This window comes from Plantactinospora sp. CNZ321 (assembly GCF_004217235.1).
The window spans coordinates 3,375,595-3,389,322 of record NZ_SHKQ01000001.1; the positions used below are offsets into that span (position 1 = coordinate 3,375,595).

At 71.9% G+C, this 13,728-nt stretch carries 11 protein-coding genes; 4 read left to right on the forward strand and 7 right to left on the reverse strand.

The features are described 5' to 3' along the window. Nucleotides 1-163 precede the first annotated feature (163 nt). The 4 genes from EV371_RS14925 to EV371_RS33410 are packed head-to-tail and all read right to left on the reverse strand — an operon-like array spanning nucleotide 164 to nucleotide 4,687. The gene (locus tag EV371_RS14925; protein WP_165436699.1) at nucleotides 164-1,708 is read right to left on the reverse strand and encodes an amino acid adenylation domain-containing protein; all 1,545 of its coding nucleotides are present in this window, start codon (nucleotides 1,706-1,708) and stop codon (nucleotides 164-166) included. Then, nucleotides 1,705-3,024 carry a condensation domain-containing protein gene (locus tag EV371_RS14930; RefSeq protein ID WP_130462570.1) on the reverse strand — a complete coding sequence of 440 codons (1,320 nt, stop codon included), beginning with the start codon at nucleotides 3,022-3,024 and terminating at the stop codon, nucleotides 1,705-1,707. Before EV371_RS14930 ends, EV371_RS14925 begins: the two co-directional genes overlap by 4 nt. Next, nucleotides 3,021-4,304, reverse strand: coding sequence for a cytochrome P450 (locus EV371_RS14935; protein WP_349337258.1), 1,284 nt, complete (start codon nucleotides 4,302-4,304; stop codon nucleotides 3,021-3,023). Before EV371_RS14935 ends, EV371_RS14930 begins: the two co-directional genes overlap by 4 nt. Continuing rightward, nucleotides 4,301-4,687: a phosphopantetheine-binding protein gene (locus tag EV371_RS33410; RefSeq protein ID WP_349337259.1), complete on the reverse strand. Its 387-nt coding sequence runs from the start codon at nucleotides 4,685-4,687 to the stop codon at nucleotides 4,301-4,303. The genes EV371_RS14935 and EV371_RS33410 overlap by 4 nt, the downstream gene beginning before the upstream one ends. A 256-nt stretch (nucleotides 4,688-4,943) precedes the next feature. Between EV371_RS33410 and EV371_RS14940 the strand changes: the two genes are divergently transcribed. After that, nucleotides 4,944-6,335, forward strand: coding sequence for a condensation domain-containing protein (locus tag EV371_RS14940; protein ID WP_165436701.1), 1,392 nt, complete (start codon nucleotides 4,944-4,946; stop codon nucleotides 6,333-6,335). A gap of 64 nt (nucleotides 6,336-6,399) precedes the next feature. On the opposite strand, the gene EV371_RS14945 is transcribed toward EV371_RS14940, so the two are convergent. The 3 genes from EV371_RS14945 to EV371_RS14955 all read right to left on the reverse strand — a co-directional run bounded on the left by EV371_RS14945 (nucleotide 6,400) and on the right by EV371_RS14955 (nucleotide 11,158). Beyond that, the gene (locus tag EV371_RS14945; protein ID WP_207230495.1) at nucleotides 6,400-8,271 is read right to left on the reverse strand and encodes an ABC transporter ATP-binding protein; all 1,872 of its coding nucleotides are present in this window, start codon (nucleotides 8,269-8,271) and stop codon (nucleotides 6,400-6,402) included. Further along, on the reverse strand, nucleotides 8,268-10,190 hold the full coding sequence (locus tag EV371_RS14950) for an ATP-binding cassette domain-containing protein (RefSeq protein WP_207230496.1): 1,923 nt from the start codon (nucleotides 10,188-10,190) through the stop codon (nucleotides 8,268-8,270). Before EV371_RS14950 ends, EV371_RS14945 begins: the two co-directional genes overlap by 4 nt. A gap of 392 nt (nucleotides 10,191-10,582) precedes the next feature. Further along, entirely contained in the window at nucleotides 10,583-11,158 is a 576-nt protein-coding gene (locus tag EV371_RS14955; RefSeq protein WP_130462572.1) for a ferritin-like domain-containing protein, read from the reverse strand. Between the two features lie 162 nt (nucleotides 11,159-11,320). Between EV371_RS14955 and EV371_RS14960 the strand changes: the two genes are divergently transcribed. From EV371_RS14960 to EV371_RS14970, 3 genes are read left to right on the forward strand one after another with little or no spacing between them, the layout of a single operon-like run. Beyond that, nucleotides 11,321-12,160, forward strand: a complete 840-nt coding sequence (locus EV371_RS14960) for an MEDS domain-containing protein (protein WP_349337262.1) — start codon at nucleotides 11,321-11,323, stop codon at nucleotides 12,158-12,160. Further along, nucleotides 12,157-13,116, forward strand: a complete 960-nt coding sequence (locus EV371_RS14965; protein WP_130462573.1) for a sensor histidine kinase — start codon at nucleotides 12,157-12,159, stop codon at nucleotides 13,114-13,116. Before EV371_RS14960 ends, EV371_RS14965 begins: the two co-directional genes overlap by 4 nt. 30 nt (nucleotides 13,117-13,146) lie before the next feature. Beyond that, entirely contained in the window at nucleotides 13,147-13,641 is a 495-nt protein-coding gene (locus tag EV371_RS14970) for a GNAT family N-acetyltransferase (RefSeq protein ID WP_130462574.1), read from the forward strand. Nucleotides 13,642-13,728 lie beyond the last annotated feature (87 nt).

The window sequence follows — 13,728 nt, forward strand, 5'->3', positions numbered from 1 at the left end:
CGCCGCAGCCGTCAGTGATCGGTGAGGCTGATTCGCGGCGGCGTAGCTCACCTGCTCCTCGGCAGGGGTACACCGGTTGGGCCGGGATATCGGGAACGCGTCACCCCGCGACCGATGCCAACGGGCGTTCGCGCACTGACGGCCGGAGGGGCGCTGGCCCGTGTCAGACCGCGAGCACCGCAGCGGCGCGGCGGTCCAGTTCACCGTGGTCCACCTTGCCGTTCGGCAGCAACGGCAACGTCGACACGGCCTCGAACCGGACCGGCAGCGCGGCGGCCGGCAGTCGGGTGAGCATGAACGCCCGGATCCCAGCGGTGTCCCGGGCCGCCCCCGGCACCACGAACCCGACAACCCGGGGCTGTGCACCTGCGGTCGTCACCCCCACCGCCGCGGCGACCACCCCAGGGGCCTCGGCAAGCGCCTGTTCGATCTCCATCCGTTCCACCCGCACGCCACCGAGCTTGAGCTGGTCGTCGAAACGACCATGAAAGGTCAGCGACCCGTCACGGCCGACGGCGACGAGGTCCCCGGTGCGGTAGAGCCACTCGTCGCCGACCCGGCGGAATGGCGAGTTGTCCGGATCAGCGTCCGGTGAGGCCGGCCGGGCGACCCCCGGCCCGCCGACGTACAACTCGCCGACCTCGCCGGTCGGTGTCGGCGCGCCGGCGGGGTCCCGCACGTACAGTCGGGCACCCGGTATCGGGACACCGATCGGCACGGACAGCCCGGTGGCGTCGGCCGAGCCGCAGGCGTGCACGGTGCACCAGACGGTGCACTCGGTCGGTCCGTACTCGTTGTAGAGCCGTGTTCGGGGCAACGCCGCCAGATGCTCACCCACCAACGCGGGTGGGCAGGGCTCCCCGGCGACGATCGCCGTCGACAGGGAGCCCAGCTCCGCGGCGAGACCTCCGCGCAGTGCCGCCCGGTACAGGCCGGGCACCATGAGCAGGTGGGACGGGGGCCAGCGTCGGGCCGCACGGCGGACGGCGACCAGGTCTGCGGGACGACTGGCCGGAATGACCAGGTGCCCGCCAGCCGCCAGCGTCCAGTAGATCCCCGCGACCGAGCTGTCGAAGGAGATCGACGAACAGAGCAGGAACACCCGGACGGGGTCCCGGTAGTAGGCCAACCGTGCGGCCGTGGAGTACGCCAGCGCTGCCGCCGGCACGGTCACCCCCTTCGGCACTCCGGTGGAACCGCTCGTGAAACAGGTGTAGGCGGCCTCGGCACGGGGGGCCGGCGGGGCTGGACACACCGTTGTGCCGGGCGCCGGACCCGAGTCCGTCGCGGGCGGCGTGACCCGCTCCATCTCCAACCGGGGCAGCCCGTCCAGGGCGAGCGGAAGTCCCGGCTCGACCACCGCCAACCGGGCTCCGGAGGCCGCAGCGATCAGCCGCTGGCGGGCTACCGGGAAGGCCGCGTCGACGGCGACGTACCGGACACCCGCCCGTAGCGCGCCGAGCATGCCGACCACCGCCCAACGGGACATCAACGCGTGGACGACCACGCAGTCCCCGGCCTTGACCCCATGCTCGTACAGCGCCCGAGCGACGGCGGCGGACCGGTCGGCCAATTCGCGGTAGGTCAGGCCCGCCTCCTGGTCACTCACCGCTGCGGCGTCGGCATCGAACCACGGCTCGAGCAGATCGAGGATGTGTGGCGGGGCCGTCACCGCCGCCCCGACCAGTTGTGGTTTCCAGTCACTCACCGGTCGCCTGCCAGCCGGTCGAGCCGGCGCAGGTAGCCGTCGACGCGCTCCGCCACCCAGCTCGCGTCGACCAGCATCGGGTCGTAGCCGACGTGTCCGGTGACCGGGCCCGCCCCGACGAGGCGCCACAGCAGCGCGGTCGGGAGCAGCGGCATCGTCAACGGGACGGCGTCCAGTGGTGTCAGCCCAACGGCCGGTTCGTCCACCAGCGGACGCAGCGGTGGCGGCGGTACGTACTGGAAGAACGGCAGCATCCGGTCCCGGCTGGTCAGCGCGGTGGCGAGTTCCGGCGTCTCCCGCAGCACCGGCATCAGAGGGATGTCGTTGACGTACGCCTCCCGGCAGGTGGCATCGACCCGGCGCAGCAGCTCCTCCCCGTCGGGGCGGTCGGAGAGGTCCAGACGCATCGACAGCATGTTGAACAGGCATCCCACCGTGTCCCGCTCCGCCGGGGTGCGTCCGGCGGTGAGTACCGGCACCATCGCCGTACCATCGGTGTCTGCGAAGAATTCGGCGACGAATGCGGTGAGCAGCAGGGTGAACGGCGTGGTTCGCCGACGCCGGGCGGCGCCCGCGACGCATCGCCAGAGATTCTCGTCTACGGCGAACGTCGCCGTGGCCGTCCCCTCCGTGGGCGGCTGACCGGAGGTTTCCGACCGCCGCCGGGTGCCGGCGGGTGATACCGGCAGGCCCAGCTCTGTGACCCCGCGCAGGCGGTCACGCCAGTACGGGACCAGCCGGCGGATTCGCGCCTGCCACTGTGCGGAGTGGTCGTCGTCGGCGATGTCGACGTACTGCATGACGGCGACGTCCAACGGGCCGAGCCCGCGGATCCGGTGGGTGTAGGCCGCGACCAGGTCGCGGGCGAGCACCGGCAACGACCACTCGTCGACCGCGACCCGGTGGGCGACGAGCACCAGCACGGCGTCGCGTTCCGAGTACCGCCCCAGGTAGGCCCACAATCGTGGCACCTCGTCGATCGGATGCTCCAGCCGATCGACCGACGCCACGAAACCCTGCGGCGGGTCGTCGGGGTGGAGATCCGTCACCGTCAGCGTGACCGGCTCCGGGGCCCGCACCTGCTGGTACCGCGCAGCGCCGTCAGCGACGACGACCGTCCGCAGCGCGCCGTGCCGGGCAACGACATCGCCGAGTGCGGTGTGCAGTACCGCGATGTCCACCGGGCCGGTGACCCGGTGGGCCGCCGCCAGCACCGACCGGGGGCCGCGTATCCGCCCCGGGCTCCAGCGCTCCAACTCGTCGAGGAGTTCCTGGGCATAGGTCAGGGGTGATCCGGACACTCTGGTCACGATCATCGTTCGTCCCTCCGACGAGGCTGCCCGCGCAGGGGAAGCCGCTGGTAACCGCTGAGAAAGGTCGACCGCACACGCACGGGTTCGCCGTCCGGTGTCAGCGACTCGAAGGTGGCGAACAGCTCGGCGAAGAACAGCCGCAGCGCCAGCCGGGCCAGGTGCGAACCGATGCAGTAGTGCCGGCCGGTCCCGAACGCGAGGTGCCGGTTGGGTGTGCGCCGCACGTCGAACCGGTCCGGCTGGGAGAACACCGCCGGATCACGGTTCGCCGATCCCAACCAGGCGACGACGGCCTCTCCGGCGGCGACGGTCACTCCGGACAGTTCGACCGGGTGGCGGGCCACCCGCATGAAGTGGCTGGCCGGCGACGCCCAGCGCAACGCCTCCTCGACGCCGCTGTTGAGCAGGTCGGGGCGGCGTGCCCAGTGGGCGTACCGGTCGGTGCCGGCGAGGTGCGCGAGAGCCGCCGTCGGCACGTGCGGAAGTGTGACGCTGGCGCCCAACAGCAGGCTGTAACAGTTGGACACCACCGCTCCACGTCCCAACCGCTGACCGTCGACATCCATCCTGAGCAGCAGGCTCACCAGATCGTCGCCGCCCTGGCGAGCCCGCTTACGGGCGAGGTCCGAGAAATAGCCGAAGAGTGCACGGTGGCCACGTCGCAGCGTCGCCTCGGCTCCTTCGGGGAGCTGGTAGGCCGGATCGTCCTCGGCGGTGCACATGGCGGCCAGCCGGGCCAGCTCAGGCCAGTCCGCGGTGGGCACCCCGAGCAGTGGCCCCAGCACCGTCAGCGGCAGCCCGGCGAGCATCGTCACGGCATCGAACGGCCCACCTGCGGCGTGGTCGGCGAGCAGCAACCGGACTCCGGCCCGCACCTCCCGTTCGTAGTTGCGGGCGGAGGAGAGACCCATGGCCCGCTGCACCGGCAGCCGCATCCGGCCGTGCCGGGGCGGATCGGTGGCCGCCATCTGTTGTCCGGCGGCGGGATCGCGGCGGCCCAGCAGGTTGAGCAGGGTGCCGCGCTCGGAGGTGAAGCGGGCGTGGTCGGCGAGCACCCGGCACACGTCGGCGTACCTGGTCACCGACCAGAAGCCGTCCGCCGTGCCGGCGTCGGCCACGGATTGCCAGTGCACCGGCCGGTGCCGGCGGAGCCGATCCCAGACCTCGTAACGCCGGTCGCTGGCCAGCAGCATCGGGTCGGCGAGGTCGATCCGCGACAGGTCTCCCAGGTCCGGATAGGCCGAGCCGGACAGAGCGGAGCCACCAGCCGCGGGCGTGCTCACTCTTCGCCCACCGGGGACACCGGTAGCCCTGCGCCGACGGTGGACGGGACCGGTGGGTCGCCGATGGTGGAGATCGGTGCCGGCACCTCCGCCCGGGACGGCGGCAGGAGTTCCCGTACGGCGTCGGCCAGCTCGGCGACGGTGGGGGCGATGAACAGGGTGGCAATGTCCGCCTCGACCCCGAGTGCCTGGTCGATGTCCAGTTGCAGTTCGGCGGCGAGCAGGGAGTCCCCGCCGAGCTGGAAGAAGTCATCGTGGCGGCCGATCGGCCATACGGTGAGCCGGGCACCCCAGAGCTGCGCCAGCCGGTGCTCCAGCTCGTCCTCCGGTGGGACGTACGGCGACGACATGCCCAGCTGGTCACGGGACACGGCGGTGGTCAAGGGCACCTCCAGGGAAGAGTCCGGTCCGCCAGGCGACCAGGGCCGCGGCGCCGGCGGTGACCTCGACATGCAAACCCGCTCGCCGTCGGGGGCGCCAGGGGTGCGGGTGTTCGCCCTCGTACGGAACAGTTCTGAACGTATCCGCGCAGCTGATGGTCGTGTCTTCTGGCCCGGACCGTGGTGGAGTACCTGCGCCGGCCTCGGCCGGCACAGGGGGAGGCGCAACCGTGGGCAGGGGATCGTCGGAGGGCTTCTGATGTCACATGTTCGAACGATCTCCGTGTCCGGGGCCGTCACCGGTACTGCCCCGCTGACCTGGGGGCAGCGGGCGATCCTGCGGTCGATGGAGTGGGTGGGTGACGACGTCGGCTACTTCAACATGGGCTACCGGGTGGCGGTACCGACCGGGACCGACGTCGACGACGTCGTTGCCGCGCTGCGGACGGTGCTGGTGCGCCACGCTGCGCTGCGTACCCGGTTCGTCGAGACAGCCGGCGAGATGCGTCAGGTCGTGGACGGCGCGGGTGCGATCTGCCTCGAGGTGCACGAGGTGTCCGCGGACAAGGTCGCCCCCACGGTGCGGGACCTGCACGAGCAGCGCCGGTCGATCGAGCTCTGGCCGGAGCGCGACTGGCCACTGCGGGCATACCTGGTGACGGCTTCCGGCGGTTCCTCGGTGCTGCTGCTGGTGCTCAGCCATCACGCGGTGGACGGCGCCGGAGCACTGCTGCTCGTCGCCGAACTCGAGCGACTGCTCGGCGGCGGGTTGCAGGACGTCACCGAGGAGCCGGCGAGCCTTCTGGACATCGCGGCGGAGGAGGCCACGACCCCGCTGCTGCGGCGTCACGCACGCGCGCTGGAATACTGGCGACTCGCCCTGACCGACGCGCCGACGACGCTTTTCGACTACCCTGCCCACCCCGCCGCGCAGCCGAGGTTCCAGGCGCTGATGATGGCATCGCAGGCCGTGACCCTGGCCGCCGACGAGATCGCCGCGCGCCGACGGGTCACGAACTCGACCGTCCTGTGCGCGGCCGCGGCCTGCGTGCTGGGCCAGGTGACCGGCCATACCGATCTCGCCATGCAGATCATCGTCAACAACCGGTTCGACACCAGACGGCGCGGCGTCGTCGGCACGTTCGCCCAGGACGGGCTGCTCCGGGTGGATCTTACCGGACGGTCCTTCGACGAGGCGGTCACCGCGACGCTGGGCGGGATGCTCAGGGCGTACCAGTCCGGGTACTACGAGCCGCACGCGATTCGCCGGCTCCGCGCCGACCTGGCCCGGGAGCGTGGCGCGGAGATCGACATCAGCGCCTACTTCAACGACGTCCGGCCGGCCGACCTCCGGCCCGCGACGGGGCCGAACGTGACCGAAGAGCAACTTGCCGCGCTCACCAGCGAGACCACCATCGTCGAGGCGGGAGGGTGGCCACGGGTGGACGCGACATACTTCGTCACGACGGGCGTACAGGGCTCGGCCACCACCGTCGCGCTGCTCGCCGACACCACATTCGTGCCGCTTCCCGACATGCGGCTGGCGTTGTCCGGAATGGAGCGTCTGCTGGTACGTGCCGCCACCGCCCAGGTGTCCGCGGCCGACATCGGCACGGTCACCGGCGTGCGGGCGGTACGGACCCGCCGGTGACCAGCCGCTGCCGGGCCCCCTCCCGGTGTGCACGGACCCGCCGGTGACCGCCGACCCCGGCCGCTCACCCGTAGACCCGGGCCTGCAGACGGAACAGTTCGGCGTAGAGCCCGTCGCGCGACATGAGCTGCCCATGGTCGCCGAGTTCGACCACGTGTCCACGGTCCAAGACGATGATCAGATCCGCCTCGCGCACCGTCGAGAGGCGGTGCGACACGAAGAGGGTCACCGCACCGGCCTCCTTCCGGGCCTGGCGCGCCGCGCTGTGGAACCGCTGGAACAGGGCGTGTTCCGCTGGCGCGTCCAGGGCGGCCGCCGGTTCGTCGAGTGCCACCAGCAGGGGGCGCGGTCGCATGAACGCGCGGGACAACCCGAGCCGTTGCCACTGCCCGCCGGACAGCTCCGCTCCGTCGCCGAAGTCTCGGCCGAGTAGTCCGTCCAGACCGCCGGGCACCCGCCGGGTCACCGACTCGGCGTCGGCGGCGGTGATGGCGGCGGTGATGGCGGTGTCGTCGCCGACCGACGGGAGATGGCCGACGCCGACGTTCTCCCGCAAGGTCAGCTGTAGCCGGGCGAAGTCCTGGAAGAGGGTCGACATTCGCGACCGCCACTGCTCGGCGGCGGCGCCGGTCAGCTCGACGTCGTCGACGAGCAGTCGGCCCGCGCTCGGTTGGTAGAACCCGCAGAGCAGCTTGACCAGAGTGGACTTGCCCGCGCCGTTCTCGCCCACGACGGCGACGGTCGCACCGGCCGGGATCGTGAGGGTGACGTCGCGCAGCGCCGGCCGGGCGTCCTCGGTGTAGCGCACGGTGACGCCGACCAGCCGGACTCCGCTGACCAGACGGTCGGGCAGGACGCCACCGGGCGGCACCCGCCCCGGCGCGGACGGTCGAGCTCCGGTGGTGTCACGGGCGGCCGGCCGCCGCACGGTCCGTTGGGGCACGATCGGCACGGTCGACGGCGAGGCGGCTGCCGCGCGGCGACGCAACAGGTCCAGGCGTCGCACCGTGTGGCCGGCCGCCTGCAACGTTCCCAGAAGGCCCAGCGCACCGGCGACCTGCGTGGAGATCTGCATCGCCAGGGTGACCAGCAGCACGACGTCGCCGATGCTGGCCTCTCCGCGCCCCGCCCGCTGCACGACCAGCAACAGGGTGCCGCCGTACACGCAACCGAAGGTCACCTGCCCGAGAGCGCGCAGTCCCGCCGCCGCGTGGTGCGCGCGGGCCAGCACGGCGGTCGTGGACGACCAGTCCGCATCCTGCCGTGCCATCAGGAACCTGGCGGCTCCGGTGAGCCGGATCTCCTTCACGGCGTCCGCGGAAGCCGCGAGATCCATCAGGTGGACGGTGGTCCGGATACGCCCCGTCTGGCCGCTGCGAGCCCGGTCGACCAGATCCTGGGCATACCGGGACAACAGCACCGGCGGCACCGCCGCCGCCGGCAGCAGCGCAAGCCAGGGATCCACGAGCGCGAGAACAGCGGTCGTCACGGCCAACTGCACCGCGATGCCGAGCAACTGGAGTACGGCCTCCAGGGCTGGCCTCGTCTGGTTGACGTCTTGGCGTACGAGGGTGAGCGCGTCGACGAACCGGGGATCGTCGAAGTGTCGCAGCCCGGGCCCACCGTGGGCGATGTCGAGCAGCTCCCGGTCGATCGCCGCCTCCTGCCGTTCGCCCAGCTCGTGATGGTAGAGGTGGGCGAAGTGGCCCATCATCAGCTCGCACACCAGCAGGGCGGCCAGTCCGACGGCGAGCCAGACCGCCGTACGCGCTGCTCCGGCGATCGCCGCGTCGGTCAGCTCCTTGAGCAACACGCCGATGAAGGGTGTGGCCAGATAACCCAGCAGCATCAGGGTGCCGGCTACGGCCAGGCGGGTCGGGTCGGTTCGAACCGCGAGGGCGAGCAGGTAGCGGATCGCGCGCAGCGGCCCGGTCACCGGTCCACCTCCGCCGTGCCCTGGCCGGCAGTCGCACCAGCGGACCGGCGAAGGTCTGCGGAGATATCGGCAGCGGCGGGGGCGAGGTCGACGAAGCGCCGCGCCTGCATGGCGAACATCTCCGCGTACCGGCCGCCGGACGCGACGAGGCTGTCGTGGTCGCCGTACTCCACCACCCGTCCCTGCTCCAGGACCGCGATGTGGTCGGCTCGGCGGACCGTCGAGAAGCGGTGCGAGATCACCAGGCTGGTGAGGCCGGCGGTGGTCTTCAGGAAGCGATCGAAGAATTCGGCTTCGGCCCGGACGTCGAGGTGCGCGGTCGGCTCGTCGAGCACCAGGATCGAGGCGCCGGCCCGCACCGCGAACAGCGCTCGGGCCAGGGCGACCCGCTGCCACTGGCCGCCGGACAGGTCCCGGCCGCCGTCCTGGTGCGAGTGCAGCGGGGTCGCCAGGCCCGCCGGCAGCTCGTCGAGGGCGTCCAGCACGCCCACCCGACGCGCTGCGTCGCGTACCGCCGGGAGGTCGTCGATGCGCATGGGCGCACCGAGTCCGATGTTCTCCGCCGCGGTGAGCTCGTACCGGATGAAGTTCTGGAAGATGACCGCGAGCTGCCTACGCCAGCTGTCGCCGTCCAGGTCACGCAGATCCCGGCCGTCGACGGTGACCGCGCCCTGGTCCGGATGGTAGAAGCCGGCCAGGAGCTTGACCAGCGTCGTCTTGCCGGCGCCGTTGAGCCCGACCACGGCGGTGGAGCGACCGGCCGGCAGGGTGACGTCGAGTCCGGAGAAGACCGGGCTGCCGCCGGGATAGCCGAAATGGACGCCCTGGAACCGGATCTCACGGTGCGGGGCGGTCGCCACGGCCCGGGCGACCGTACCGGCGGTCTCGGCCGGCTCACCGGGACCGGCAACCGGGTCGATCCCCGCCGCCTCCTGCGAGGCTCGCTCCACTCGTGCCTCGAGCTCGGTGAGCGCACGGTACGCCTGGACCCCGAACTGGGTCTGCACGTCCGACTCCGGGAAGAAGACACCGAACCTGATCGGGATGAGCACCGCCTGCGCGGCGATGGCGAGCTCGAGCACCGTGAGGGCGCCGCCCGCGCCCGCCTGCGCCAGATGGACGAGGGCGTACGTCGCACCAGCCAGGCCGGCCGCCGCGTAGCCGAGAAACGGTGTGGCCAACAGCCGCCGGCGTCCCGCCCACAGCGGACGCAGGTAGTCCTCGCTGGCCTTCCGGTGCCGCTCGCCGAGCCACCCGCGCAGGCCCAACACCCGAATCTCCTTTGCTGCCTCCGGCCCAGCCGCGAGACGGCGCAGGTACAGCACCCGGCGCCGGGCAGCGGCCAGGCCGTCCCACAGCGCCGCGAACCTGCCCAGCGAGCCGCGCTGCCCGAAGCGGACGATCAGCGCGCTCGCCCCGACCGCCGTCGCCGCCGGGCCACCGAGGACGACGGCGACGAGTGCGACCGCACCGACGAGCTGGCTGTAGCGGGCCACCAGCGCCAACGCGCCGGCTACCGCCCGCCCCGGCGTCGGCAGGTTGCCGTCGAATGCCGCTCGGATGTCCGCCAGCCTGTCGAGCGTCGACGGATCTTCCAGGGCGGAGATCGGTGCTCCCCGGAACGATCCGGCGAGCAGCCGTTGGATACAGCGCCCGTCGACGCGGCGGGTGATCACCTCACCCAGCGCCGGCTGGAACGGCGCCAGAATCTGTTGGACGAGGAAACAGCCGAAGGCCGCGGCCAGCAGCGGCAGCTCGTCACCGCCCGAGGCGAGCCGGTCCAGCATGGCGCTCATTCCGACCAGGAAGCCCAACGGCAGCACGCCGATCGCAACGTTGAGCAGCACGGCGACCACGGCGGGCGGACCCGCGTACCGCAGCAGCCTGGCGACTGCCGACCATCGTTGGTGACTCCGCAACGATCCACCCACATTCCAGCAGACATGACGACAGCGACGACGACAGAGATGACGACGCGGAAAGCTTCACAGCTTTCGTATCGGGATAGCCGACCGTCGCTGTTCGGGCCTGTTCGGAACTGTTCGGACCGGCGCCGTCGACGGGCTGGATCGGTTCCACACCGACGTCAACCATCCTGACCAGCCTGCCGGCACCGTCCGGGGGTCGGGCGGGCGGCAGGTCGACCAGGACGACGGTGGCACGCCGGCCACGGTCCGGCCACCGCGGAACACGGGCACGGTCGCCTTCCGGCCACCCGACCCGCTACGGCCGGCGGGTGTTCACCGGCAACACCGGCTGGCCCGCCGGCCAGGTCTTCCGAACTGTGGGTCTATCCGAGCCGGCGCCCCGATCAGGTCCGGGCCAGCGGCGTCTCGACCAGGTGCTCGGCGAGGAACCAGGCCTGCAGTTCACCGGTCCGGAGCACGCTGGACACCAGCAGGTCGTTGCTGCCGTCGTCGCCCAGCTCGGCCACCCGTCGGGCTGCGTCGCGGACGTCGATCAGGATGATCTCGTGCGCCTCGAGCAGCCGGGAGAGCATCACCGGCACCTGCTCGGCGCCGTCGGGCGACCGGGGGATCCGGGTGATCTCGGCAACGTGCCTCGGGTCGCCGACCGCCACCCCGCCGAGCGTCTGTACCCGTTCGGCGATCATGTCGATCAACGCCAACTGCTCGCCGGCGTGCTTGTCGAGCAGCAGGTGGAGTTGGTAGAAGGTCGGCCCGCGCATCAACCAGTGGTGCTTCTTGTAGAGCGCGTACAGGATCTGGCTGTCGGCCAAGACCCGGTTGAGCCGCTGGCAGGAGTACATCCGGGCGTCCGAGGAGAGCCCGAGGGGGAACTGCCGAACGGTGCCGAACTCCTGGATCCGCCCGTCGTGCTGGTGCAGCCACGGTTGGCTGCCCATGGTGTGACTCGGACCGCTCATCGCGCGCCCCTTCCGACCGGCGACGGTGCTAGGAGACAGGCGCCTACCCGGCCGTCGTGGCGACAAACCAGGAAAGCTGGCCCAGGTCAGGCCCGACCGGACGGTCTTCGGTCCGTTACCCGGCGGGTGACCGTCGGGCTCGCGCGGCCTAGACTCTCGGGTGTGGGTACGGGCATGATCAACCCTCGTGCGGTCGTGCCGTACGGTCATGTCTGCTGGTCCTACGACGATCCGGCGGCATTCGAGCGCCGGGCCCGGCGGTTCCTCGCCGATGGTCTCGCCGCCGGTGAGCGGGTCTGGTACGTGGCGCCGGGGCCACCGGAGCCGGTCGTCGAGCGGCTGGCCGGGCTGGTCGGGTTCACCGAGGCGCTACGCCGGGGCGCCGCCCTGGTGCCGGGGCTCGACTCGACGTATCCGGGCGGCGTCATCGAGCCCGTTGAGCAGGTCCGGCGCTTCACGGCCGCGACCGAGGAGGCCCTCGCCGCCGGTTACACCGGACTGCGGGTGGTGGCAGACGTCACACCACTGGTGCGCACTCCGGCCCAACTCAGGGCGTTTGCCCGTTATGAACATGCCATCGACCGGTACATGCGACTGCGGCCCCTCGCCGGCATGTGCGGCTACCATCGGGCCGCGCTGGGCGACCGGACCATCGCCGAGCTGGCTTGCCTGCACCCGGTGAGCAACGTTCCCGACGTCCTGTTCCGGCTCTACGCCTGCCACCCCGGGGACGGCGCGGCGGCGCTGGCGGGGGAGCTGGACACCCTCAACCACGAAATGTTCGCCACGGCGCTGGAGCACGCCGACCTGAGCCCGGTCGGCGGTGAGCTGGTGATGCGGGCCGGCGACCTGCGGTTCATCGACCACAACTGCCTGACCCGGCTGCACGACTACGCCGGAGTCCGGGACGCCACCGCCGTACTGCGGACTCCGTGGACCGCCGCCGCCCGTCTGGTCGAGTTGCTCGGGCTCTCCGGAGTCCGGGTCGAGGCGGCGCGATGAGGACGGGCGCCGGGGCCGGGCACGAGGGCTACTACCACGAGGCCGTGCCCTACCGCTCCGACGAGGAGCTGCTCGCCGTCGTACTGCCGTTCCTGCTCGGCGGCGTCTCGGCCGGGGAACCGACGGTGGTCGCCGTCGGCGAGCGGACGGCGACGCTGGTCCGGGCCGCGCTGCCCGCCGGCTCGGGGGTCACCTTCCTGCCCGGCGGTGACCTCTACGCCCGCCCGGCCGTCGCGATCCGCTCCTACCAGCGGATGCTGGCCGGATACCTCGCCGAGGGCGCCCGGCAGATCCGGATCGTCGGCGAGGTGCCGCCGGCCGCGCTCGGGGTGACCTGGGACTGGTGGGCCCGCTACGAATCGGCGATCAATCACGCGTACGACAGCTTTCCGCTCTGGAGCATGTGCGCGTACGACACCCGGATCACCCCGTCCGCGGTGCTCCGGGACGTGCTGCGTACCCACCCGCGGGTGGTCACGGCGGACGGCCGTCGCCCGAGCGAGACGTACACCGAGCCGAAGGCGTACCTGTCGGAGGAGCGGTCGCCGGTGCCGGATCCGCTCCAGCGGACGCCGCCGCTCGTCGAACTCGTCGATCCGTCACCCACCCGGGCCCGGCAGGCGATCCACCAGGTCGACTCCGGACTGCTCCCGACCGACGAACTCGAGGACCTGGTCGTCGCCGTCAGCGAGGTGGTGACCAACGCGCTGCGGCACGGCCGCCCGCCGGTCCGGTTCCGGCTCTGGGTCGGCGCGGATCGGGTGGTCGTCGCGGTCAGCGACGAGGGGGGCGGTCCGACGGACCCGTTCGCCGGGCTGCTGCCGACGGCCGACGGCGGTGCGGGCGGGCTCGGTCTGTGGATCACCTACCAGTCGTGCAACCACGTGGCGCTGCACCGTGGCCAGGGCGCCTTCACTCTCCGGCTCACCGCCGGAAACCCGCACTTCACCGACTGAGGCCAGGCCCGTCCCGACCGTGACCGGAGGATGCCGATGCGGATCCGGGTGATGGAGCCGGCCGACGCCGCCGCCGTACTGGCGATCTACCAGGCCGGGCTGGACACCGGCCAGGCCAGCTTCGAGACCGCCGCGCCGACCTGGCCGGCGTTCGACGCCGGGCGGCTCGCCGCGCACCGGCTGGTCGCGGTGGACGACGAGGGTACGGTGCGCGGCTGGGCGGCGGTCAGTGCGGTCTCCAGCCGGGCCGTCTACGCCGGAGTGGTCGAACACTCCGTCTACGTCGATCCCGCCGCCCAGGGCAGGGGCGTGGCGCGGGCCCTGCTGGACGCGTTGATCGCCTCGACCGAGGCGGCCGGGATCTGGACGATCCAGTCCGGGGTGTTTCCGGAGAACGTCGCCAGCCTGACCCTGCACGAGCGGGTCGGCTTCCGGGTCGTCGGCGTACGGGAGCGGGTCGGGCGGCACCACGGCAAGTGGCGGGACGTGGTGCTGCTGGAGCGGCGCAGTACCGCGGTCGGTTGACGCTGCGCGGTGGCCGCCGACCGTGCCCGCGCGTCGGCCGGACGCCTGTCGCGCGATATTGCATACGGTATCCACAGAGACGTATGG

Coding starts and splice junctions, on each gene's coding strand:
- EV371_RS14955 (WP_130462572.1), bottom strand. CDS start 11,158: ATGAGCGGTCCGAGTCACACCATGGGCAGCCAACCGTGGCTGCACCAG.
- EV371_RS14930 (WP_130462570.1), bottom strand. CDS start 3,024: ATGATCGTGACCAGAGTGTCCGGATCACCCCTGACCTATGCCCAGGAA.
- EV371_RS14970 (WP_130462574.1), top strand. CDS start 13,147: ATGCCGATGCGGATCCGGGTGATGGAGCCGGCCGACGCCGCCGCCGTA.
- EV371_RS14965 (WP_130462573.1), top strand. CDS start 12,157: ATGAGGACGGGCGCCGGGGCCGGGCACGAGGGCTACTACCACGAGGCC.
- EV371_RS14940 (WP_165436701.1), top strand. CDS start 4,944: ATGTCACATGTTCGAACGATCTCCGTGTCCGGGGCCGTCACCGGTACT.